General features: G+C 37.5%; 23 protein-coding genes and 2 tRNA genes. 6 read left to right on the top strand and 19 right to left on the bottom strand.

Going from position 1 to position 23657, the window contains the following annotated elements:
* Window positions 1–18 precede the first annotated feature (18 nt).
* From HFC68_RS05405 to HFC68_RS05470, 14 genes are all read right to left on the bottom strand, one after another.
* A complete protein-coding gene (locus HFC68_RS05405; RefSeq protein WP_011673610.1) occupies window positions 19–939 on the bottom strand; it encodes a F0F1 ATP synthase subunit gamma in 921 nt (306 codons plus the stop codon).
* 37 nt (window positions 940–976) lie between these two features.
* Window positions 977–2494 (bottom strand): F0F1 ATP synthase subunit alpha, encoded by a 1518-nt coding sequence (gene atpA, locus HFC68_RS05410; RefSeq protein ID WP_002833685.1) that lies wholly within the window; start codon window positions 2492–2494, stop codon window positions 977–979.
* Between the two features lie 29 nt (window positions 2495–2523).
* A complete protein-coding gene (atpH, locus tag HFC68_RS05415) occupies window positions 2524–3066 on the bottom strand; it encodes an ATP synthase F1 subunit delta (RefSeq protein WP_011673611.1) in 543 nt (180 codons plus the stop codon).
* The gene (gene atpF / locus HFC68_RS05420) at window positions 3063–3584 is read right to left on the bottom strand and encodes a F0F1 ATP synthase subunit B (protein WP_002833683.1); all 522 of its coding nucleotides are present in this window, start codon (window positions 3582–3584) and stop codon (window positions 3063–3065) included. Before atpF ends, atpH begins: the two co-directional genes overlap by 4 nt.
* Window positions 3585–3628: 44 nt before the next feature.
* Window positions 3629–3841 (bottom strand): F0F1 ATP synthase subunit C, encoded by a 213-nt coding sequence (gene atpE / locus HFC68_RS05425; protein WP_002833682.1) that lies wholly within the window; start codon window positions 3839–3841, stop codon window positions 3629–3631.
* A 32-nt stretch (window positions 3842–3873) separates the two neighbouring features.
* A complete protein-coding gene (gene atpB, locus HFC68_RS05430; RefSeq protein ID WP_167399716.1) occupies window positions 3874–4590 on the bottom strand; it encodes a F0F1 ATP synthase subunit A in 717 nt (238 codons plus the stop codon).
* Between the two features lie 273 nt (window positions 4591–4863).
* Window positions 4864–7476 carry an ABC transporter permease gene (locus HFC68_RS05435; protein ID WP_011673612.1) on the bottom strand — a complete coding sequence of 871 codons (2613 nt, stop codon included), beginning with the start codon at window positions 7474–7476 and terminating at the stop codon, window positions 4864–4866.
* A gap of 9 nt (window positions 7477–7485) precedes the next feature.
* Window positions 7486–8187 carry an ABC transporter ATP-binding protein gene (locus HFC68_RS05440; protein ID WP_002833679.1) on the bottom strand — a complete coding sequence of 234 codons (702 nt, stop codon included), beginning with the start codon at window positions 8185–8187 and terminating at the stop codon, window positions 7486–7488.
* 105 nt (window positions 8188–8292) lie between these two features.
* Window positions 8293–8922 (bottom strand): uracil phosphoribosyltransferase, encoded by a 630-nt coding sequence (upp, locus tag HFC68_RS05445; protein WP_002833678.1) that lies wholly within the window; start codon window positions 8920–8922, stop codon window positions 8293–8295.
* Between the two features lie 69 nt (window positions 8923–8991).
* Entirely contained in the window at window positions 8992–10224 is a 1233-nt protein-coding gene (gene glyA / locus HFC68_RS05450) for a serine hydroxymethyltransferase (protein WP_011673613.1), read from the bottom strand.
* 13 nt (window positions 10225–10237) lie between these two features.
* The gene (locus tag HFC68_RS05455; protein WP_002833676.1) at window positions 10238–11260 is read right to left on the bottom strand and encodes an L-threonylcarbamoyladenylate synthase; all 1023 of its coding nucleotides are present in this window, start codon (window positions 11258–11260) and stop codon (window positions 10238–10240) included.
* A 9-nt stretch (window positions 11261–11269) separates the two neighbouring features.
* Window positions 11270–12121 carry a peptide chain release factor N(5)-glutamine methyltransferase gene (prmC, locus tag HFC68_RS05460; protein ID WP_167399717.1) on the bottom strand — a complete coding sequence of 284 codons (852 nt, stop codon included), beginning with the start codon at window positions 12119–12121 and terminating at the stop codon, window positions 11270–11272.
* Window positions 12114–13193 (bottom strand): peptide chain release factor 1, encoded by a 1080-nt coding sequence (gene prfA, locus HFC68_RS05465; RefSeq protein ID WP_002833674.1) that lies wholly within the window; start codon window positions 13191–13193, stop codon window positions 12114–12116. The genes prmC and prfA overlap by 8 nt, the downstream gene beginning before the upstream one ends.
* Window positions 13194–13197: 4 nt before the next feature.
* A complete protein-coding gene (locus HFC68_RS05470; protein WP_002833673.1) occupies window positions 13198–13791 on the bottom strand; it encodes a thymidine kinase in 594 nt (197 codons plus the stop codon).
* Between the two features lie 153 nt (window positions 13792–13944).
* Here HFC68_RS05470 and HFC68_RS05475 point away from each other — a divergent pair, with 153 nt between their 5' ends.
* Together HFC68_RS05475 and HFC68_RS05480 are read left to right on the top strand one after the other, a co-directional pair.
* Window positions 13945–15291 (top strand): Mur ligase family protein, encoded by a 1347-nt coding sequence (locus HFC68_RS05475; protein WP_167399718.1) that lies wholly within the window; start codon window positions 13945–13947, stop codon window positions 15289–15291.
* Between the two features lies 1 nt (window position 15292).
* Window positions 15293–15997: a type 1 glutamine amidotransferase gene (locus tag HFC68_RS05480; protein ID WP_011673616.1), complete on the top strand. Its 705-nt coding sequence runs from the start codon at window positions 15293–15295 to the stop codon at window positions 15995–15997.
* Window positions 15998–16044: 47 nt separating this feature from the next.
* Here HFC68_RS05480 and manA read toward each other — a convergent pair whose 3' ends face one another.
* The 5 genes from manA to HFC68_RS05505 form a co-directional block, all read right to left on the bottom strand.
* Window positions 16045–17013 carry a mannose-6-phosphate isomerase, class I gene (gene manA, locus HFC68_RS05485; RefSeq protein WP_011673617.1) on the bottom strand — a complete coding sequence of 323 codons (969 nt, stop codon included), beginning with the start codon at window positions 17011–17013 and terminating at the stop codon, window positions 16045–16047.
* A gap of 73 nt (window positions 17014–17086) precedes the next feature.
* Window positions 17087–18085, bottom strand: coding sequence for a serine hydrolase (locus HFC68_RS05490; RefSeq protein ID WP_011673618.1), 999 nt, complete (start codon window positions 18083–18085; stop codon window positions 17087–17089).
* A 100-nt stretch (window positions 18086–18185) separates the two neighbouring features.
* Window positions 18186–20066, bottom strand: coding sequence for an ABC transporter ATP-binding protein (locus HFC68_RS05495; RefSeq protein WP_002833668.1), 1881 nt, complete (start codon window positions 20064–20066; stop codon window positions 18186–18188).
* Window positions 20059–21798, bottom strand: coding sequence for an ABC transporter ATP-binding protein (locus HFC68_RS05500; RefSeq protein ID WP_011673619.1), 1740 nt, complete (start codon window positions 21796–21798; stop codon window positions 20059–20061). The genes HFC68_RS05495 and HFC68_RS05500 overlap by 8 nt, the downstream gene beginning before the upstream one ends.
* A 2-nt stretch (window positions 21799–21800) precedes the next feature.
* Window positions 21801–22451, bottom strand: a complete 651-nt coding sequence (locus HFC68_RS05505; protein ID WP_011673620.1) for a TetR/AcrR family transcriptional regulator — start codon at window positions 22449–22451, stop codon at window positions 21801–21803.
* Between the two features lie 122 nt (window positions 22452–22573).
* Between HFC68_RS05505 and HFC68_RS05510 the strand changes: the two genes are divergently transcribed.
* From HFC68_RS05510 to HFC68_RS05525, 4 genes are all read left to right on the top strand, one after another.
* Complete coding sequence (locus tag HFC68_RS05510; protein ID WP_002833665.1) at window positions 22574–22915, top strand: hypothetical protein; 342 nt, start codon at window positions 22574–22576, stop codon at window positions 22913–22915.
* A gap of 14 nt (window positions 22916–22929) precedes the next feature.
* Complete coding sequence (greA, locus tag HFC68_RS05515) at window positions 22930–23394, top strand: transcription elongation factor GreA (protein WP_011673621.1); 465 nt, start codon at window positions 22930–22932, stop codon at window positions 23392–23394.
* A 49-nt stretch (window positions 23395–23443) separates the two neighbouring features.
* Window positions 23444–23516: transfer RNA gene (locus HFC68_RS05520), tRNA-Glu, on the top strand.
* An 8-nt stretch (window positions 23517–23524) separates the two neighbouring features.
* Window positions 23525–23597 (top strand) — tRNA-Gln (locus tag HFC68_RS05525).
* The last annotated feature ends 60 nt before the right edge of the window (window positions 23598–23657 follow it).

Raw genomic sequence — 23657 nt, forward strand, 5'->3', positions numbered from 1 at the left:
TAATTCCTCTCGTTAATATTATTCAAGTGCAGCTTGACCACCAGTAATTTCGGTGATTTCAGTCGTAATAGCACTTTGTCTAGCACGATTATACTGTAGCTCTAAATCTGCAATCAAATCACTAGCATTATCAGATGCTGAGCGCATCGCTGATGAACTAGCAGCATGTTCTGCAGTCTTTGCATCTAAGATAGCACCATAAACCAAACTTTCAGCATATTGAGGAAGAATTTCCTGCAATAATGCTTCTGGTGATGGTTCAGTGTCATACTCAGCAGTAACTTGTTCATGAGCTTCGTTATTAGCCAAATCATCTCCACCAATTGGAAGTAATTTAGTTACTCGGAAACTATTTGAAAGTCTATTTACAAAGTGGTTGTAGCATACGTATAATTCATCAAATTTTTCTTCTGTGTACATTTTAGTAACAGTTTTAACAATTTCACGAATTTCATTGAAAGTTGGAACGTCGCTAACACCGCGGTATTCGTAAGCAACTTCATGATTACGATTTCGATAGAAATCAGAACCAGTGCCACCTACCGCGAGAATAACGGCATCGCCTTCAGTATGCCCATGCTTTTGCATAAAATCGTTTGTTTGCTTAATCACACTGCTGTTGTATGAACCAACTAAGCCACGATCAGAAGTGATAATTAAATATCCAGTCTTCTTGACAGGACGTTGTGCTAGTAAATCAGCAGCCGAGATAGCTTGGTCAGACTTAGCCTTACCAGCTACACTGGCGCTCATTAAATGTGATTTAGCAAGGTGAGCAACAATACTCTCAACTTTTTGTGCATACACTTGATATCCAACTGTATGTCTCTGAATTTGGCTTAACTTAGCAGTTGAAACCATTTGCATAGCAGTCGTAATTTGACTAGTTTTCTTAGTCGAATCAATTCGACGCTTTACATCTTGTTCAGATATTGCCATTAATTCTCACCACTTTTCCTCTCGTTAGCTGATATCCTTATTTAGCTTCCTTTGTAGGTTGAAAATGTTCAGCAAATGATTTAATTGCTGCATCCATCTTGTCCGTATCAGGAAGTTGCTTAGTTTCACGGATTTCGTCTGTGAGCTCCTTATTGTTACTTGCAATATAGTCAAAGAGTTCATCTTGGAAACGTTGAATATCATCGACAGGAACATTGTCCAAGAAACCATGAGTTAATGCATAAAGAATCATAACTTGGTTTTCAACGGAAAGTGGTTGATGAAGTGGTTGTTTTAGAACTTCAACAGTCCGACGACCACGAGCCAACTTAGCTTGAGTAGCTTTATCCAAATCTGAACCAAATTGAGCAAATGATTCCAATTCACGATATGAAGCTAAATCCAAACGAAGAGTTCCGGCAACCTTCTTCATCGCCTTAATCTGGGCATCCCCACCAACACGAGAAACAGAAGTACCAGCATCAATAGCTGGACGAGTTCCTGAGTTAAAGTAATCACCATCAAGGAACACTTGTCCATCAGTGATTGAAATAACGTTAGTTGGGATATAAGCTGAAACATCCCCAGCTTTAGTTTCAACGAAAGGCAAAGCAGTCATTGAACCTCCACCCAAATCATCACTCAACTTAGCTGCACGTTCAAGCAAACGTGAGTGAGTATAGAAGATATCACCAGGGTAAGCTTCACGCCCAGGCGGACGGCGAAGAATTAATGAGAGTTCACGGTAAGCATCAGCTTGTTTTGATAGATCATCGTATACGATCAAAACATGTTTGCCGTTGTACATGAATTCTTCACCCATTGCTGCTCCGGCATAAGGAGCAAGATATAACATTGGAGCTGGTTCAGAAGGACCAGCACTAACAACGATTGTATAGTCCATCGCACCGTAACGTCTCAATGTTTCTACTTGTGTACGAACAGTTGATTCCTTTTGTCCGATTGCAACATAGATACAAATCATATCTTGATCTTTTTGATTCAAGATTGTATCGATAGCGATTGTAGTCTTACCTGTCTTACGGTCACCGATAATCAATTCACGTTGTCCACGACCAATTGGAACTAAAGCATCGATAGCTTTAATACCTGTTTGAAGTGGTTGTTCAACTGATTTACGTTGCATAACACCAGGTGCCTTATTTTCTACCGGACGGGTTTTGGTGGTTTGGATTGCTCCCTTGCCATCAAGTGGTTCACCCAATGGGTTAACAACTCGACCAATTAAGGCATCTCCAACTGGAACTTCCATGATACGACCAGTTCTCTTAACTACGTCTCCTTCGTGGATACCATCATAGTTACCCATGATAACAATACCAACATCGTTTGATTCAAGGTTTTGAACCATACCGAAAACACCGTTAGAGAATTCTAGAAGTTCACCAGAAAGAGCATTATTTAAGCCATGAGCACGAGCAATACCATCACCAACATATGTAACGGTACCAGTTTCTTCGACATTAAGCTCAGCTTGGTAGTTTTCTAATTGCTGTTTGATTAGAGCACTGATTTCCTCAGCCTTAATGCTCATAAAAGTTTCACCTCTTTACAAATATCGAGCTAACCTATTAGGCGCTGTCTAATTTGATTAATTTGAGTCTGAATACTACCATCGTAGATCAAACTATCTGTTTTGATGATAGCTCCACCGATGATTGAATCATCAACTTCACTATCTAAGACAACTTCACTAACTTTTAAACGTTTAGCGAATTGTTCTGCCATTTTATCAAGTTGTTGATCACTTAATGGGATAGCAGAAACAACTTTTGCTCGAACGATTTTTTCATCAGCGTCACACAAGTTGTTAAACTCATCAATAATCGCTGTCAAATAGTCCATACGACCATAATCAAAAGTCATTTTGATGAGATTTCCAACGTAATTTGAAGCATCTTTAGTCAGAATATTGAGAATTTCAAGCTTTTGATTTTGCTCCAAACCTTTGTCAGTTAAAATTTTGCCTAATCCTTCATTATCATTAAAAACTTGTTGAATCTGATTTAGTTCAGCACGTGTTTCATCGCGTTGTCCTTTTTCAGAAACAATTTCAAAGAGGGCTTTTGAATAACGCTTAGCAATTGTTGTTTTATCTAAACTCATTTGCTATCACCCAAACCTTCGATGTATGAATCAATCAAATCCTTTTGACTGTTTTCATCAAGTTCTTTTTTGATAACTTTGGAAGCAATCTCAATAGATAATGACGCAATATCGTCTTGTGCACTTTTAAGTGCGTCAGCACGTTCTTGTTCAATATCTTGTTTAGCCTTGTCCTTTAGAGACTTAGCTTCATTTTGAGCATTTCCAATAATCAATTCTCGTTCTTTTGCACCACTATCTTTAGCATTGTTAATGATAGAAGTAGCTTCAGCATGAGAATTATCTAATGCTTCTTTACGTTGTTTAGCAAGCTTTTCAGCCTCGATTCGAGACTGTTCAGCTGAGTCAATGTCGTTAGAGATACGATCAGCACGTTCCTTCAACATTGCATTAACTGGACCCCACGCAAATTTTGCAATTAAAGCCATTAATACAATAAACAAGATGGCATAAAACAACATATCACCAACGTACAAAGTACTTCCATGTGCCGCCCCTACTATAATGTGCGAAAACATCTATTGACACCTCCTTCTCCGATAAATTGTTTAATTTATCATGCCTACTTATTCATTACAAGAAGTGAAATAACGAAGGCAAGGATAGGCATAGCTTCAACCAAACCAACACCGATAAACATTGTTGTTCTTAATTGTCCTGATAATTCAGGTTGACGAGCCATTCCTTCAAGCATTTTTGCGACAACGATACCGTCACCGATACCACCACCAATAGCGGCTCCAAACATAGCAATTCCAGCTGCAATAGCACCCATAATAGTTGTTCCTCCTACCTAAAAATATATTATTATTCGTCTTCGACCTTATGAGAAATGTAAACGGATGTTAGTGTTACAAACACGAACGCCTGAATACTTCCCAAAAATACGGAAAATCCTTGCCAAATCAAGGCAAGTGGGATGGCGACAATCATATTGACGATGCCACCCGAGAATGCAATTCCTCCGATCATCTTAAGAAGCATTTCGCCGGCAAAAATAACACCGTAGATACGTAGCCCAAGGGTCAAGAAATCAATGAATTCTGTAAAAACACCAATCGGTAACCAAACTTTAAATGGCGATAAATATGTTTTTTCAAAATATTTTTTAAAGCCAAATTTTGCAACACCTGAATAGTGCGCTAACATCATTGTGATCAACGACAATGTTAAAGTGACAATCGGATCAGCTGTTGGGCTTCTTAGATACGAAACATCATTCCATGCGATTTGCAGGAATAGACCGATTTGGTTAGAAACAAAAATAAATAGGAATAATGTGAAAGCATATAGACCAAAATTCTTTTCTTCCTCTTCATCCACTGAATCGAGGAGGATACCATTGGTAAAATCAACGATCCACTCCAAAATATTTTGCTTACCAGTCGGCTTTAACTTCAAATTACGAGATAAAGCAAACACTACACAAAAAACAATTAGTGCACTTACTAAACCTGAAATTAAGTTAGTCGTATTAAATGTCAAACCAAGAAACTGAAAAGTTGAAATTGATTCACCACTCACAGAATATCACCTCTTTTCTACCTAAGTGTACCTAAACCAAAGCCAAAAATTGACAATAATCTAAGTCATAAACTTGAACAAAAGACAGTATTTTCCGTCTGAAAATACATTTGAAATGATACCACCATTTTGGACAAAAGACAAAAGAATAATCGCTTTATTTCTATGATATTCTTCCTGTTCGTTCTTCAAAAATTGAAATTTGTTCAATTTATCTACTTAAAATCAAAAAGAATTTCAGAAATAAAATTTATTTATCTCTGAAATTCTTAACTATTCATTTGATTTCAATGCTTCAACCATATCAACTTGCCTTAGTCGACGATGCGTAATATAAACAACTATTAAATTAAAAATGACCATTAATACAGTTGCTACCACGTATCCCATTGGTTTAATTGTTAGTGGAAAGACGACGATGCTAGTCTCAGCTTGTTTGATAACATAACTTGTCAAAATATTTCCTAATCCAAAACCAGCTAGTATTCCAATCAAAGCTAAAATAATACTTTCCCTAGCAATATACATTGTAACTTCTGAATCAAAGAACCCGAGTACTTTAATTGTTGACAATTCTCGCAAACGTTCTGAAATATTAATATTGTTCAAGTTATATAAAACAATGAAAGATAACACTCCAGATAGGAGAATAAAAATCAAAACAACCGGTCCTAATTGCTTAGACATGCTTGTAACTGCTGCAGCTTGATCCCTCACAAAACTCACACCTAAAATATCAGCATTAGCTTCAATCCATTGCTTGCTTAATTTTTGTTGATTCTTTTTAGAAGTTTGATGTAATTGAACCATTAAAGTTTGCATCGTAGGTTCTTTTTTCATAGTTTTCCTATAAAAAGAAGTAGATCCATACATAAAGTTTCCAACATAATTCTGGGTTACACCAATCACCTTAACTTCTTTTTTAGTTTGCTTTTCATTTTCTATAGAAATTGTACTTCCTTTTCTAACTTTTAAGGCAGTGGCAAGTTTTTCTGAAATAATTACCCCCTGCTTTTGCAAATGCAACGGATATTGGTTTTGATAGTCCCTTAAAGTTACAAATTTTTCAAATTGGTGCTTATTTTGAGGAATGTCCATATTGATATCATCCACGGTTTTACCGTGCTTAGTTGCTTTAAAAGTTTCCGTATGGGTCGCAAGACTTTGCTGATAATTCTTTCCCCTAGCAATTGTCTGCCGAACCGATTCTAATTGGTTGGCTTTTTTAGCTTGAACTACAGCATCATATTTAATAATTTGATTAAATTGAAGATCTCCAGTTGCTGAAATGGAGTTGGCAATGCCGAACCCTGTCAAAATAAGAGCTGTTCCACCCGCGATCCCCAAAATCGTCATTAAGCCTCTCAGCTTAAATCTAAATAGGTTACGATAACTAATTTTCTGATTAAAATTTAGCCGTTTCCAAATAAAACTAATATTTTCTAGCAAAATTTTCTTAGCTTTCTTTGGAGATTTAGGCCGTAGTAACTCGGCTGGAACTGCTTTTGTTTCCTTGATTACTACCAATAAGGCCGCTCCAACTGTGGCAATCATTGCCAAAACCACAGCAATTGCAATTGAAGCCCAATCATATTCAATGACCGGTTGACCAATTACATACTTTGTATACATTGATACGACAAAACGTGGCAATAATTGGTTACCTAAAAATGAACCCACGATTACTCCTAAAATTCCAGCCAAAAAAGCATACATGGTATATTCGTAGGCAATCGCACTCCTAGAAAATCCTAAAGCTTTCAATGTTCCAATTTGTCCACGGGCCTCTTCTACCATCCGAGTAATAGTAGTGAAGGTAATTAACGCAGCTAACAGAAAAAAGAACACTGGAAAGACATTCGCAATTGCGGCGATCCGGTCAGAACTATCTCCATAGCCAGTGAATCCAGGTAAATCTTCACGAGTTTGCCATGTGTAACTTGGAACTTTTATCTTTTCAACCTTTTTTCGCTGCCGTTTCAAATTAACTTGCGTTTCCGCTAATTGTTGCTCTTGTTTATCAAGCTCTGAAGTAGTGGTTACCTTTCCTCCAGATTGCTTTTTCAATTGTGCTTTAGCTTGAACTATTTTTTGCTTAGCTTGATTTAATTTCTCCTGAGCTCTATTAAGCTGATTTAAAGGTTTTGCAACAATTTCATTCCTTCGCTCGTTTTTTCGTTTATCCAATTGTTTCTGCAAAAGTTTTACTTTAGCTTTGATAGTTCCTTGATACTTTCCTGAGAAAACATCTTGATGTTGAAGCTTAGCAAAACTAATATTTATCGCTGTTGCGACAGGCAAATTGATTGCTTGGTCTTTAATATAAGCGAAATACTGAACTTGACCACTACCAACATTGGCTGATCCTCTAGTAGAATCGTCGATGTACAGGGGTGAATCAGCAAAACCCACAATTTTATATCTATTGACTTTAAGATTAGCTGATTTTGCAAAAGTAAACTGGTCACCAATTCGATACCCATCCTTAATTTGCGCTTGTTTATCTAATAAAATTTCATTATTTTTTTGGGGCAGACGTCCACTTTTTAAAATAACTTGATTTTGTCTAGCTGGATCTTTCAAACCGTATAGTGCAATCGCATCACGTGTTTTTCCACCAATCACATATTTAAATTTAATACTCTCCGCTTTAGCTCCTTGAACGCGCTCTACAGCTTTGATATCCTTTCGGGTAAATCCCTTATCCGAAAATACCTGCACATCGCTCAAATGATGTTTAACGACCTCTGATTGCATGGAATGGTTCAAAGCAGGCCCAGTTGCTTTCACTCCAACAAATAATAGTACACCTAACATAATAATTAGGACGATTGCGGTAAATCGTCCTAACGATCCCCTAATATCTCGCATTAATAGTTTATTCATTAGCTCACCCTACCAAACAATGTCTTTAACTGGAACTGGATTAGCATTATCTTTTACCGCTCGCACTCGGGCGTCGTTAATCTGAATTACCCGATCAGCCATTTGAGCAATTTCAGAGTTGTGAGTAATAATGATTACCGTTTTATGAAATTTACGACTAGCATCACTTAATAATTGCAAAACTTGTTTTCCTGTTTGATAATCCAAAGCTCCCGTCGGTTCATCACATAAAAGTAACTTAGGATTCTTAGCCAACGCACGAGCAATAGCTAGACGCTGCTGTTCACCACCAGAAAGCTGGGAAGGAAAATTATCCATTCTTTCTTGTAATCCAACTGCTTTTAAAACTTCCTCGGGCGCTTGTCCATCCTTAACTAAGGAAGTAGCTAATTCAACATTTTCCAATGTGGATAGATTTGGAATTAAATTATAAAACTGAAATACGAATCCTACATCATGGCGTCGATAATTAGTTAATTGGCGATCGTTAAATGTCGCAATATCCATATTATCAATCATAATTTGACCACTAGTAGGGCTATCCATACCACCTAACATATTTAATACGGTTGATTTTCCTGCGCCACTAGGCCCTAAAATCACCGTTACTTTACCTTCTTCAACTTCAAAATTAACATCTCGATTAGCAAAAATTTTTGTTTCACCCATTTGGTACACTTTTGACTCGTTTTTTACTTCGATATAAGCCATGCTGATTCCCCCGAATTTTTACTATATTACTAATAATAAAGCTTAGTTCGTTTTAATACTAATAACATACAAAAAAAGAAGGCCAATGGCCTTCTTTTTAAAGATTTATTTTGTACCGAATAAGCGATCACCAGCATCCCCTAATCCTGGGACGATGTAACCATCTTCATTAAGCTTTTCATCTAGAGCAGCTGTGTAAATATCGATGTCTGGATGAGCTTCTTGTAATGCTTTAACCCCTTCAGGAGCAGCTACTAAGCTACAGAAACGGATGTCTTTAGCACCACGTTTTTTCAATGCATCCACAGCCATAATGGCTGATCCACCAGTAGCAAGCATTGGATCAACAACGAATACTTGACGTTCACTGATATCACTTGGTAATTTTACAAAGTATTCAGTTGGCTTTAATGTTTCTTCGTCACGATACATTCCGATGTGACCAATACGAGCAACTGGTAATAACTCGGCCATTCCATCAACCATACCTAAACCAGCACGTAGAATTGGAACAATCGCCACTTTTTTACCTGAAATCTGTTTTTGAATTGATTTACCAATTGGTGTTTCAATTTCAACATCCATCAGTGGCATATCTCGTGATACTTCATATGCCATTAATGTTGAGATTTCATTGACGATTTCTCTAAATTCTTTTGTACTACAGTGTTTATCTCTAATCAAAGTTAACTTATGTTGAATTAACGGATGATCGAGAACCTCAAACTTACCCATGACTAAACTCGCTCCTTTCAAATTCCTTATCAATTGTAGCTAAAAAAACATAAAAAAACTAGGACTAATTTAATCAATAGGGTACTTTTCAGTTAGTTTGAACACATCTCGCTTAATTTCTTCTAGAACTGTTTCATTATCCGCATTTTTGATTGCTCGAATTATCAAATTAGCAACTTCACGACAGTCGTCTTCTTTAAATCCTCGTGTCGTAATAGCTGGCGTTCCAATTCGAATTCCTGAGGTTTTAAATGGGCTTAATTTTTCTTCTGGAATAGCTTCTTTATTAGTAGTAATGAAGACGCCATCTAACAGATTCTGTACTTCCTTACCATTTAATTGGGTCCCAGTTAAATCTACTGTCATCAGATGATTATCGGTCCCCCCTGTTACTACGTGCAAAATCGTATCATTTTCAAAGACTTCAGCCATTGCTTTCGCATTTTTTAAAACTTGTTTTTGATAAGTCTTAAATTCTGGTTGCAATGCTTCACCAAAGGCAACGGCCTTCGCAGCAATAACATGTTCTAATGGACCACCTTGATTTTGAGGAAATACCGCAAAATTAAGTTGCTTGGCATATTTTTCCTGCGAAAGAATCATGCCACCACGGGGACCTCGGAGGGTCTTATGTGTCGTAGTTGTAACCACATCAGCAATGCCAACTGGTGAAGGATGCAGACCAGCTGCTACCAGACCAGCAATATGGGCCATATCTACCATCAGATAAGCCCCGACTTCATCAGCAATTTCGCGGAATTTATTCCAATCAATAAATCGACTATAGGCCGAAGCTCCCGCAACAATAATTTGTGGCTGTTCTTTTAAAGCAATACGACGAATTTCATCGTAATCTAATTTTTCAGTTTGAGGATCAACCCCATAACTCACTGATTGATAAAAAGTTCCACTAAAGCTTACTTTAGCACCGTGTGTTAAATGTCCACCAGCATTAAGGTCCATCCCTAAAATTTTATCCCCAGGTTTAATAAACGCGGCATAAGCCGCAGCATTCGCTTGGGAACCAGAATGGGGTTGAACATTTACATATTCCGCATTAAAGATGGCTTTTGCCCGATCAATTGCTAATTGTTCAACTTGGTCAATAAATTCACACCCACCATAGTAACGTTTGCCAGGATAACCTTCGGCATACTTATTAGTAAGTACACTACCTTGGGCCTTGCGTACGCTATCAGATACAATATTTTCCGAAGCAATTAATTCAATATTATGTTGCTGACGCTTTTCTTCACGTTCAATTGCTGACCATAATTCTGGATCTTGTTTTGTATAATTCATTGACCAATTCCCCCTAATCGATGTCACTAAAGTATGTGTTACCTGCAGATTTTTGGAGACGATTCATGTATGCCTCGCCAATCCCTATTCTATCAAATCCTTGAGCAAAAATGGTTTTTATTGCTGAATCAGCATCAAAGGTTCGTAATCCATCGAATAGTTCTCGACTAGCCGTCTTAGAATCTACCCCTAAGGAAATGTATCGAACTTGGTCGAATTCTCCTAATTTTTTGGTCTCGAAAATTTCATTTGTGGCCATAATTCCAATAGTTTGATCAGTATGCTTTTGGAGCCAAGCTACGACACCGTCCCAATCCTGATCAGACACTATGTATACTTGGGCATTCGGAGCATAGTGTTTGTATTTCATTCCAGGCGCCTTAGGAACTTCATCTTTTCCGACTTTATGATGGTCGGTCTGGACCTCACCTATTAAGGGTGCCAATGCTTGTTCTGTAATGGCCCCTGGCCGCAAGATACTTGGCGTTGTACTTGACATATCTAAAACCGTTGATTCAACACCGATGGTAGTTTCCCCATCATCTAGAACTCCAGCAATTTTTCCGTCCAAATCATGCAACACATGCTCCGGTTTAGTGGGGCTAGGTTTTCCTGATGTATTAGCGGATGGGCCCACCAATGGAACTCCAGCTGCACGAATTAAATCAATTGTTACTTGAGTAGCCGGATTACGAAAAGCAGCTGTATCTAATCCACCTGTAACAATCGAATTTAAAGCTCCCTTTTTAATTGGTAAGATAATGGTTAGTGGTCCTGGCCAAAATTGATCCATTAATTTTTTGCTTTTGTCGTCAATATTAGCAAACTTTGCAACTTCTGTTTGGTCCGCAACATGGACAATTAGCGGATTATCCGAAGGACGGCCTTTAGCAGCATAAACTTTTTTTACTGCCTCTGGATTAGTTGCATCCGCACCCAGTCCATAAACGGTTTCGGTTGGGAAAGATACTAATTCACCAGCTTTGATGGCTTGAGCCGCTACTTGTATTTCATCAGAACTAAATAATTTACTCATTTTTATCACCTATTTCTTTTTAACCCAAAGAATTCGATCGTGTTGACTAAGATCTTTTATAACTTCCGCTTGGTCAATATACTTCTTTTCTAAGAAATACTTTTTTAGGTCCGTACCTTGACGATAACCAATTTCGCAACCCAATTCTCCGTGTTCGACTAAATATTGATCCAATTGATCTGCAATTCTTTTATACCAAAATAATCCGTGGTCGTCAGCAAATAAGGCTTGATGAGGCTCAAAGTCAATCACTGATTGATCCATTTCATGCTTTTCATTATCCGCAATATAGGGCGGATTGCTGATAATTAAATCAAAACGTTCCCCTTGGACAGGTTCAAACAATGACCCTAGCCTAAAATCAACGATAGCTTCATGACTTTCAGCATTCCGTTGAGCCACTGTTAAAGCATCTTTAGAGATATCGACCGCCGTGACTAACCATTCTGGACGCTCCAATTTAAGCGTAATCGCTATATCACCACTCCCCGTCCCAATATCTAAAACTCGAAGTCTCTGTCGACTGCGCTTAGTTTTAGTTAGAATCGTTTCGACTAACTCTTCCGTTTCAACCCGTGGAATTAACACCCGTTTGTCAACGTAAAATTCACGTCCAAAAAAAGTAGCCTTATTCGTTACGTATTGCACAGGCTCTCCCTTGGCAACTCTTTTCACAGCGGTTTGAAACTTCTCCCACTGTTCGGGAAAAAGTTTTTCACGGTAATGCATGATTAATTCGGTTCTTGACCACTCCATTGTATCCATCAAGATCAATTCTGGAGCATTCTCGTCTCCTTGGTTTTTTCGGATAAACAAAGAAGCCCATCTCAGGGCTTCAAAATAAGTTGGAATATTATTCATTACGAAGTTGTTCCACTTTCTTGGCTTGATCATCGAGAATAAGAGCATCGATGATATCATCTAATTCACCATTCATAACTCGATCTAACTTGTTCAAAGTAAGACCAATCCGATGATCGGTAACCCGATTTTGAGGGAAGTTGTAAGTTCTTATACGTTCGGAACGATCTCCGGTACCAACAGCGCTTTTACGTTCTGCATTATATGCATCTTCTTCTTGCGTTTGGTAATAGTCATAGACCCGAGCCTTTAAAATGCGCATTGCCTTTTCACGATTTTGTTGTTGCGAACGTTCATCTTGCATCGCAACTACGATACCAGTTGGTAAGTGGGTCATTCGAACCGCTGAAGAAGTCTTATTAATATGCTGTCCACCAGCACCAGATGAGCGATAAACATCCGTACGAATATCTTTTTGATCGATTTCAATATCAACATCTTCCGCTTCAGGCATTACTCCTACGGTTGATGTAGATGTATGTACTCGTCCTGCCGATTCAGTAACTGGAACCCGTTGAACTCGATGTGCACCATTTTCATACTTCAATTTAGAATAAACTTTGTTACCAGAAATCATTAATACGATTTCCTTGAAACCACCAACGTCAGTAGCATTTTCATCCACAACTTCTACTTTCCATCCTTGGGTTTCAGCATAACGCGTATACATGTTGTATAGGTCAGCAGCAAATAAACTAGCTTCATCCCCACCAGCTGCTCCATGAATTTCCATGATGATATTTTTATCATCATTGGGGTCAGTTGGTAACATTAAAATTTTAATTTCTTCTTCTAAAGTAGCTTTAGTTTCACGGAGTTCAGCTAATTCAGCTTTAACTAAACTATCCATTTCTGGATCTAATTTTTCACGTTGTAATTCTTCGTTTTCAGCAATAGCATCAACTGTTTTTCGGTATTCACGATACTTTTCCACAGTTTCACGGATTTCGCCTTCTTCTTTAGAAAGCTCTTGATAACGTTGTGAATCTCCTAGAACTTCAGGATCAGCTAATAGTTCGCTTAATTCTTCATAGCGGTCGGCAACAGCCTGAACTTTTTCAATAATATCCATTTAATTAATTCCTCATTTCTTCTTCAGTCAGTGGGTGAAAATAATGGCGACGACAAACCGGGTAATAAGACTCATTACCACCAATTTGAACTTGCTCACCATCATAGACCGGTTTACCATCATGAACGCGTAAATTCATTAGCGCTTTGTGCTTACAGAACCAACAAATTGTCTTCATTTCCACAATTTTATCGGCATATAAAAGTAAGTATTTAGTTCCTTCAAACAATTCATTTCTGAAATCATTTTTTAAACCAAACGTCATGACTGGAATTCCTAAGTCATCGACTACTTTAGCTAGTTCTATAATGTGATGTTTTTTCAAAAATTGAGCTTCATCAATCAAGATACAAGCAGTATCTTCTTGGGCACTAGCTTGCGTAATCAATTCCAAAATATTCGTATCATCAAAAATTGGAAGAGCATCTCGGCGCAACCCAATCCGGCTGGAAATTTCACCAACAGCCGTTCTAGTATCAATACCACTCGTCATTAAAATAACTTTTTTATCTTGTTCTTCATAGTTATGAGCCACTTTTAAAATTTCAATTGACTTACCACTATTCATTGCTCCGTAATGAAAAAATAACTGTGCCATTCTAGCCCCACTCCTAATTTTATTCTCCGAAATTTAAGTATAGCTGATATAAAATAAAAATTCATCTCTTATTAATATAAGAAACTTTCTTTTTTATCAATTTCAGCTTAAAATACTATTTTAGATGTTTTAAAGATATTCGGAGGGCTTAACATGTCATTTAAAAGTTCAATTGCCAAAATGGCCGGTAAATCGTCATATTGGTTTTTACACACATTTCGTTCTGGAGGAAGTTCACTACCAGGCAAAATAACTACTAAGATTGATCCAACCATTCTAAAAGATCTTGGTAAGGACTACGATGTGATCGTAATCACTGGTACCAATGGTAAGACCCTTACCACTGCTTTAACCGTTAAAGTTCTTCGTCAAAAGTTTGATCATGTTCTTACTAATCCAACTGGTTCGAACATGGAACAAGGGATTGTCACCACTTTCTTAACTGACCATAAATCTAAAAATGGCAAAAATATTGCTATTTTAGAAGTAGACGAAGCTAACGTCATTAAGGTAACACAATATATCAAACCCTTAGCCTTCGTTTTTACTAATATATTTAGAGATCAAATGGATCGCTATGGCGAAATTTACACAACCTATCGAAAAATATTAGATGGGGTTAAATTAGCTCCAGAAGCTACCATTATCGCTAATGGCGACATGCCAATTTTCAATTCGGTTGACCTTCCTAATCCTGTTGTCTACTATGGTTTTAACAATCAACCCGACGGTGAAATGAAGGCAGATCCGAATACTGATGGCGTGGTTTGTCCTCGCTGCGAACATATTATTCACTATAAATTTATTAGTTATAGCAATCAAGGTAAGTACTATTGCCCTAATTGCGGCTGGGAACGTCCCGAATTGACTTATCAACTTACCCAGATTACCAAGCTTACTCCCAATTTATCTAAATTTTTCATTGATGCTTCCAACTTTACCCTTCACATCGGGGGACTTTACAATGTCTATAATGCACTGGCCGCCTATTCGGTCGGTAAATTTATGGGAGTACCTACTTCTAGCATTCAAAAGGCTTTAAATGACCCCGATGAGCGGGTTTTTGGACGACAAGAACAAATCAATGTAGATGGTAAAGAAATTACCATCGTGCTAGTTAAAAATCCTGTTGGTTTAAACCAAGTAATTGATATGGTTGGAACTGAAAGCGAACCTTTTTCTTTTGTTGGTTTACTAAATGCTAACTATGCTGATGGGATTGATACAAGTTGGATTTGGGATGGAAATTTTGAAAAATTAACGCAAATGCCAATTCAACAATACATGACGGGTGGCGAACGTTACAAAGACATCACTTTCCGTCTTAAGGTAGCTGGAATTGAGGATAATCAACTTTGTACCTATGATAATTTAAAAGATGCTGTTTCAAATATTAAAAATTTACCTACCAAGCGTGTTTACGTATTTGCAACTTACACTGCCATGCTTCAATTACGTAAACAATTAGCTACAGAAGGTTACATCAAAGAGGGGATTTAATATGAAATACAATCTAAACGTGGCTCATCTTTATGGTGACCTATTGAATACCTATGGTGACAACGGTAATTTACTAGCTTTAAAATATTATGCTAAAAAAATGGATACAGATTTAGATATTGACATTGTTAGTCTCGATGATCAATTTAATCCTAAAGACTGGGATATCGTCTTTTTCGGCGGTGGTCAAGACTATGAACAAACCATCGTTTCCAAGGATATTCAACACAAAAAAGAAGGTCTAACTGATTATATTGAAGATGGCGGTCCACTACTTGCCATCTGCGGTGGTTATCAACTTCTAGGTCATTACTACGTTGGTGCGAATGGTGAGAAAATTAAAGGGATTGATGCTTTAGATCACTACACCTTAAGTCAAGACGATAATCGCTTCATTGGCGATATTGTTATCAAAAATGCTGAAACTGGAGAAATTTACCATGGTTTTGAAAATCACAACGGGAAAACTTTCCTTGGTAAGGGAGAACGTCCTTTAGGAGAAGTTCAGTCTGGCCATGGTAACAACGGTGAAGATCAATCAGAAGGAGTCATTTATAAAAACGTTTATGGCTCTTATTTCCATGGTCCAATCCTAACTCGTAATGGTGAATTAGCTAAGCGTATAATTTTAACTGCTCTTAGTCGTAAATATCCTGATGCTGATTTAACTCCTCAAAAAGAACTTACTATTGAACCAACTTTCTAAGACTAAAAAGAGTATCTAAGAAAGAATTTTTTCTTAGATACTCTTTTTTATGCTTCACCAGGTTCACTAACAATTAATTCAAGTTTTCCACTATAGCTCCATTCTTTGACTGGGTTAGGAAGAACAAAGTGTTGACCTTTAACAAGAGTATATGTTTTTCCATCAACAGTAATGTTCCCTTCTCCATCTAATACTGAAACTAAGGTGTACAAACCTTCACGCTTAAAGCTAACTTCGCCATCTTTCAAAGAAACTTTTCTCACTGAGAAATACTTTGAAATTGGAGCTTTAACAAATGTAGTTACCTCAGCGTCGCCTACTTTGTCAGTAGTAATGTTAAGTTTAGGATCTTCATGAGGTACGTTAGTTACATCAATTGATTGTTGAAGATGAAGTTCACGTTTTTCACCAGTGGTTTTATCTACCCGATCAAAATCATACAAGCGGTATGTTGTATCACTGCTTTGTTGAGTTTCAAGAACCATAATTCCCTTACCTAAAGCATGAATTGTACCACTGGGCACATAATAAAATTCACCGGCTTTAACTGGCACTTTGCGGAATAATTTGTCCCATTGACCATTATTAATCCAATCTGCCAATTCTTCATGTGTTTTAGCGTTATGACCGTAGTATAATTCAGCTCCTGGTTCGGCCGAGATGATATACCAACATTCAGTTTTACCCAATTCATGTTCATGCTCAGCTGCATAGGCATCATCTGGATGAACTTGAACAGATAAATCGTCATTCGCATCTAAGATCTTAGTTAAGAGTGGAAAGACTTCCCCCTTGGCATTTCCAAATTGTTCTCGGTGACTTTCCCATAGTTTGTCTAACGTAATACCTTTAAATTTTCCGTTAGCAATGGTGGCTGGGCCATGTGGATGAGCTGAAATTGCCCAACATTCTCCCGTGTGGTCACTTGGAATATCATAACCAAATTCAGTTCTTAAATGGTCCCCTCCCCAAATTTTTTCATGGAATACTGGATTTAAAAATAATGGTTCACTCATGCTCTATAAAACCCCTTTCATCTACTCATTACCTAAGAATACCACATCATCAATTGTTCTTTAAGTTACATTTTTAAAAATCTTCTTTGGCAAAAGTTTGATAAATTTTTTGTCGATATTCTAAAAATTCCAAATTAGGTTGCGGGTGAACCCGATTAGATAAGAATACCAACCCATTTTGTGTTAAACGATCCAATAAAATAAATGTTCCAGTGAAACCGCTATGTCTGAGTAGAACTTGATGTGGTTTTCTAGTAACAAACGCCCAGCCCCATGAACGGAGTAATTTAGAATTAGTCGTTTGATTACCTTCGAATTGACGCATGGTTGTTTCATCCAAAAGTTCATTTTCATTTGCTAACATTTTCAGGGTAAATTTAACCACATCATGTTTGGTAGAAAATAGTCCTGCTGAACCAGCATGCAAGCCTAACGAAGCGGCCTTAGGATCATGTACCTGTCCCTTAGTTAAGATGCCATTGCGGACTTGCGTTGGAATAGCTTGATGAGGATCAGGGGTGAAGCTACTGGCTTCTAATCCCCAAGGCTGCAACACATATTTCTGAATTGCTACTTGAACCGGCATATGTAATACCCGTTCAATTATAAAGCCCAGCAATAGGAAATTATAATCGTTATAAACAACTTTTTGATTAAAATCAGCTCCAAAAGTTAAATTATTGTAGATAGCTTCCCGTAATTCACTCGCATTTAATTCATCCCGCTGATCAATCCAAGCCTTAGCCCCCGAAGTATGCGTCAACAAATGACGTAACGTAACTCTTGCATCTTTAATTTGGGGAAGGTATTGGCTCACTGGGGCTTCTAAATTAATCCTTCCCTGTTGTTCTAACCAGAGCGTCAAAGGAACCGTCCCCATAACTTTGGTTAAAGAAGCTACATCAAAATACTCACCTTGCGCTAAGCGCCGTTTAATCGGTACTACGCTGCTATAGCCTGTGGTTACCTCATGAACTAACCTTCCATGATGAATAAAAGTATAGTCTGCTCCAGGAATTATCTGTTGCTCCAACATCGCTTGAATTAAATTTTCTGTATCAGTAAATACCATTTTTATTCCTACCGTCCGTTTCCTAAATTCCAATAGCATTATATAACAAAAAATGGGTTATTCTCCGTTTTGTTTCAAACGAAGAATAACCCATTAAAAATTAAATTACTTCACCACTTGCAAATTGTGAATTATACAAGTCGGCGTAGAAACCATTTTGGCTCATTAAATTATCGTGATTTCCAGTTTCAACGATTTGACCGTTATTAACTACCACAATATTTTGAGCATTGCGAATAGTAGAAAGTCGATGTGCAACCACGAAACTTGTACGGTTGCTCAATAAATTATTCATAGCTTTTTGAATCAACACTTCTGTACGCGTATCAACCGAACTCGTAGCTTCATCTAAAATTAAAATTTCAGGATCAGCTAAGAAAGCTCGTGCAATTGTTAGCAATTGACGTTGACCTTGTGAAATATTAGAAGCTGCTTCGTTTAAAATGGTGTCATACCCATCTGGTAACTGCCGAATAAATGAATCAGCATGGGCTGCCTTAGCCGCGTTATATAATTCTTCATCCGTTGCCCCTTCACGACCATACTTGATGTTTTCTCGAATGGTTCCGGTAAAAAGCCAAGTATCCTGAAGAACCATCGCAATTTTAGAACGTAATTCCGTCCGTTCCATATTACGAGTATCCTTCCCGTCAAGGTAAACCGTCCCTGAATTAACATCGTAGAAACGTTCAATTAAATTAATAATCGTCGTTTTACCAGCTCCAGTTGGACCAACGATCGCAACCATTTCTCCGGGCTCAACCCGCAAATTAAAGTTTCGAATCAATGGTTTATCAGGAACATAACGGAAGTCCACATCGTCAAAAATCATCTTAGCATCTGTCTTAACATCCGCTACATCTGTGTGAAGATCTTCCATCTCTGGTTCATCTAGCACTTCAAAAACTCGTTCTGCGGAAGCCATGGTCATTTGAAGTGTATTAGCAATATTTGCAATTTGAGTAATCGGTTGTGAGAACTGTTGGGTGTATTGGAGGAACGCTTGGACGTTACCTAAGGAAAGATTTCCGTGGGCAACTTGTACACCACCAATTACAGCAACCATTAAGTAACCAATATTTTTGACGAAGTTCATCAATGGCATAATCAATCCACTGATAAATTGCGCTTTCCAAGCTGACTTATAATACTTAACGTTTTCTTTTTCAAAATCTTCAATTGCATCTTGTTCATGATTAAAAGTCTTGATTACTGTATGTCCCGCATACGTTTCTTCAACCTGATTATTCATTAAACCAAGGTGTTTTTGCTGAGATTTAAAAAATCTTTGTGATTTAGGTGCGACAACCGCAACGACAATCAAACTCAGTGGCACCGTTGCAACAGCAAGTAGGGTTAGTTTCCAACTAATTGTTAGCATCATGTACAATACCCCGACAAATTGGAAGAAACTAGTTACTAATTGAGTCAAACTTTGTTGTAAAGTTGAACTAATATTATCCATATCATTGGTCATCCGACTCATGATATCCCCATTTGAATGGGTATCATAGTAAGAAATCGGTAATTTTTGCATCTTATTTTTGAAATCTGCTCGAAGTTGTGCAACGGCTTTTTGAGAAACGCGCGTCATTACCACTTGTTGAACAAAACTAAACGCAGCTGAAAGGACATACAATAGTCCCACTGACGTTAAGATTTCGACAATCTTGGTAAAATCAATAGGAAATTTATGCACTGGTACACCCATCTTCATCTGAGCTGCACCCTTCATTACCCCTTTAAAAATTTCAGTCGTAGCTTCACCCAAAATTTTAGGTGCTCGAATTTGAAGAATGGTAGAAATTGCCGCAAAAATAAGGACAACAATGAAACCAAACATCCAAGGCGAAAGATATTTTACCAATCGACCAGCTGATTTCCAAAAATTCTTGGGCTTTTCGATTACACCACGGGGACCGCCATGTCCGCCAGGCCGAGGCCCATTTTGTGGTCGTGCTGCATTATTTGCTTTAGCCATTTGTTTGATCTCCTTCCTTAATTTGTGATTCGATAATTTCTCGATAAGTTTTATTTGTTTGTTTTAATTCTGCATGCGTTCCTTGCCCAACCACTTTTCCATTTTCTAATACTAGAATTAAATCTGCATCAGCAACCGTGGCAATTCGTTGAGCAACGATAATAACAATACTCTTTTGAATTTCAGGATCTTCCCGAAGAGCTTTTCTTAAATTAGCATCTGTCTTAAAATCAAGGGCTGAAAACGAATCATCAAAAACATATACCTTAGCTTTTTTAACTAACGTTCTAGCAATTGACAAACGTTGCTTTTGTCCACCTGAGAAATTATCCCCATTCTGTTCAACAAAAGTATCTAGTCCATCGCCATCACGTTTAATAAATTCTGTCGATTGTGCTACCTCTAAAGCATGCCAAATCTCTTCGTCAGTAGCATTTTCATTCCCATAACGCATATTTTCACGAATCGTTCCCTTAAAGAGAACTGCTTTTTGTTGCGCAAATGCTACTTGTTCATGTAGATTGAATTGGCTTAACTTTTTAATATCAACGCCATTCAATTCGATTGAACCAGATTCGGGATCAAATAAACGTGGTAACAAACTAATCAAAGTAGTTTTACCAGACCCAGTTCCGCCAATTACGGCAACGGTGTCTCCCGCCTTAGCTTCAAAATTAGCGTTATCAATTGAAAGACGTTCAGCACCAGGATATCTGAATTTAACATTGTTATAAGCCAATGTAGCAGTCGAATCTTCAACCATGTTTTCCACGTTTGCTTGGTCTTTAACACTATTTTCAGAATTCAATACTTCATTAATACGAGCTGCCGAAGCTGAAGCTCTCGGGATACTTACGAAGACCATCGAAAGCATCATAAAACTCATTAAAATTTGAGTGGCATACGTCATAAAGGCTACCAAATTACCAACTTGCATCGTTTGGTTGGCAATTAAATGAGCTCCATACCAGACGATTCCAATATTAGTTCCACTCATCAAAAGAGTCATTACCGGGATCATGAAGGAAACGATTGTAAATACCTTAATACCAGTTTTCATATAATCATGGTTTGCATCAGCAAAACGATCTTGTTCAAATTGATCTTGATTGAATGCTCGGATGACACGTACCCCAGTTAATCCCTCACGAAAAACCAAGTTGATCCGGTCAATCTTTTTCTGAAGGCCCTTAAACAAAGGGACCGCAAAAAACATAATAATTCCCACAAAAACTGCCAGTAATGGTAATGCAACTAAGAAAACTGCGGTTAACTCGGATTGTTTTTGATAAGCCATAAATCCTGCTCCGACTAACATAATCGGCGACATTAACATCATGCGTAAAATCATAACAATCACGTTTTGAATTTGAATAACATCATTAGTTGTACGAGTAATTAACGAAGCTTCTCCAAATTTTTCAAATTCATAATTGGACATGAACGATATTTTTCTGAAGAGATCACTGCGTAGTTTATTACCAACTTTTTGGGCTTGAGTTGCAGCAAAAAACACGTTAACTCCCGCACCAATTAATCCTACTAGTGAAACTAATAACATTTTTAAACCCGAGTTCCAAATGTATCCAATGTTATTTTTGGCGATACCATTATTAATGATATCCGAAGTAATATTAGGTAAAAGCAAATCACCCGCAATTTGAACCATCAAGAAAACTGTCCCAACTAATACCGCCCACCACGTAAATCGAGACTTTAGTAGTTTCCACATAACTATTTATCCTCCGTTCTTCTTGCACCAAATTCCAACCAGTTGAGGTTCCGTTCAATTTCTTTTTGAACTTCTGCCGGATCTGAATCAGTGTTGTTTGAATGTACAAAATAATTTGCAAAAGAATGAAAGAAAATCATCATTATCAATTGCTGAATCATATTTTGATCCTTTTCGTTAGTCACTTTTAGGAGTTTCCAATTGACTTCTTTTTTAAGATTGACACGTAGTTCTTTCATACGATCTGAATGATATACATCAAACCCGGGATGTTTACCATCTTTAGAACGCTTTGAAATATTGGCTCCTAAAAAGAAGTTTCTATAAAAATCACGATGATTGCCTGAAATAATTTCTTTCATATATTCCCCAGCATATTTTTTAACTGCTGAAAAAATGTCACCATCCGCCTCTTGAACACTATCAATCAAATTCTCTTGAATATCTTCTAAAATCAAACTAAAATAATACCCGTATAAATCTGATAAATCATCAAAGTATTGGTAGAAACTTCCCCGTGGAATTTTCGCATCCTTAATGATATTATTTATCGAAGATTCATATAGAGGACATTGACTAAATTCACGTTCAGCTGCATCTATAATACGTTGCCGTTTTTCGTCCTTTAAATTAAAAAATGTTTGCTTTGGCATTTCGACCTCCTAAAAATGACAACTTGTCATAAACCACAATTATACACTTTGGTTTTCGATTTGCAACAACATTTACTTAGGAATTTTTGCTACAATATCAACATGTAGAAAGGAACTTATTTATGGCAACTAACTCAGATTCTTTATATAACATTTTGTACCGAATTGATAATAAACCCGAGATGGTTAAGATTCATCACATTGGCTACAGAAACGTAATTAATATGACTTTCCCGGACACCGTTCCCGTTTCTGAACCACATGTTTATTTTCCAGACAATTCTTTATTAGTCGATCGATTTGCTGACGAATTTGTGGCTAAAAATAGTGACATTCTTGATCGTTTCCAGCAAAAAACATTAGATAAAAATCATGGGCTAGATTCTGTCTGGGTAACCACCTCACATATCCTTGAAAAGCATGAATATATGATTGAACTTACTTTCGAATCATCATCCATGTAGAAAGGAGTGATTTTATGCAACCAAAGTTTGTACCTATGACTCCTAGTGGCTACGCTAAAATTAATCAAGAAATTGATGATTTAAAGCAGACACGTCCGGCCTTAATCAAGGCCCTTGCCGATGCCCGAGCCTTGGGTGATCTTTCTGAAAATGCCGAATATAGTGCCGCCAAACGTGACCTTCGTCGGATGGAAGGCCGACTACGATACTTGCAGCGTCAAATTAGTTATTCCAAAATCATTCAAAACACTAATCATTCCAAAATCGATTTGGGTAGCATAGTCAAGATGCGTTTTGTCGATGACCATGACGAAATCACCTACGAGATTGTGGGAAAACATGAGGCGGACGTGGTTAACAACAAAATCTCTTTCCAATCTCCCCTAGGTTCAGCACTTATGCACCATAAAACCCATGATATTGTCCTAGTTACTGCTCCTGATGAACAATATCAGGTTGAAATTCTTGAAATTAATTAAGGTCTTTATTGACGAAACGTATTTTTTAGTGTAAATTAATAGAGTAATTTGCCCGCTGGTCAAATTGGTTAAGACGTCGGCCTCTCAAGCCGGAGTTACGGGTTCGATCCCCGTGCGGGTGATTTTTTAATGGCCATTCGCCAAATTGGTAAGGCAGCGGACTCTGAATCCGTAATTTACTGGTTCGAGCCCAGTATGGCCAATCAACCTAAAAAGAGTCATGTAGTTTTCACACTACATGACTCTTTTGCTTTCCATTTAAC

The sequence above is a fragment of the Pediococcus sp. EKM201D genome, from assembly GCF_011800215.1.
Lineage (GTDB): Bacteria > Bacillota > Bacilli > Lactobacillales > Lactobacillaceae > Pediococcus > Pediococcus pentosaceus.